Annotated in this window: 1 protein-coding gene; it reads left to right on the top strand. The window is 74.0% G+C overall.

From position 1 onward, the window contains the following. Positions 1-512 (top strand): hypothetical protein (locus GJ693_RS17385; protein ID WP_197042336.1); only part of this gene is annotated, 512 nt, incomplete at both ends.

The raw sequence follows: 512 nt of genomic DNA, 5'->3' as shown, positions 1-512 counted from the left end.
CGCCGGGTCCGGCGTGGCGCAGGGCGCGGGCGCGGTAAGCGGATTGGTCGACCTGTCGCTGGCCGTGGTGGACAGCGGTGGCCGGCTGCTGGCGGCGGCAGGCGGGCAGGCCGGCGAAAGCATCGGCGTCGTCGATCTGCGGCTGGGCAACAGCTGGGGCTGGATTGATGGCGGCTTTACCCGCAGCGGCGCCGTGCCGGGGCCGGCCGGGCTGGACGCCACCGGGCAACAGCGCTGGCATCTCGCCGGGCGCTTCCAGCATGAGTTTGGTGGGGTGCAATTGTGGGGTCGCGGCCTGTTTTCCCGTCGGACGGAAAATGGGACGCGGGCTGACTGGCACGACATCGCGCTGGGCCTTTCGGGCGGAACGCGCTGGCAGTGGCGGCTGGTGGCGGCCACCGGTGGCCAGCAGGAGTCCGCCGCCAGCAGCCAGTTGGCGCAGGCCCGGGCCGTGGTGAGCGGCGCCACCGGCCTGGTGCTGCCGGGTGCGGCCGAGCCGATCAGCCTGGCCG

This window comes from Sandarakinorhabdus oryzae, assembly GCF_009733735.1.
Classification (GTDB): domain Bacteria; phylum Pseudomonadota; class Alphaproteobacteria; order Sphingomonadales; family Sphingomonadaceae; genus Sandarakinorhabdus; species Sandarakinorhabdus oryzae.
This window is presented reverse-complemented; position numbering and strand designations above follow the sequence as displayed.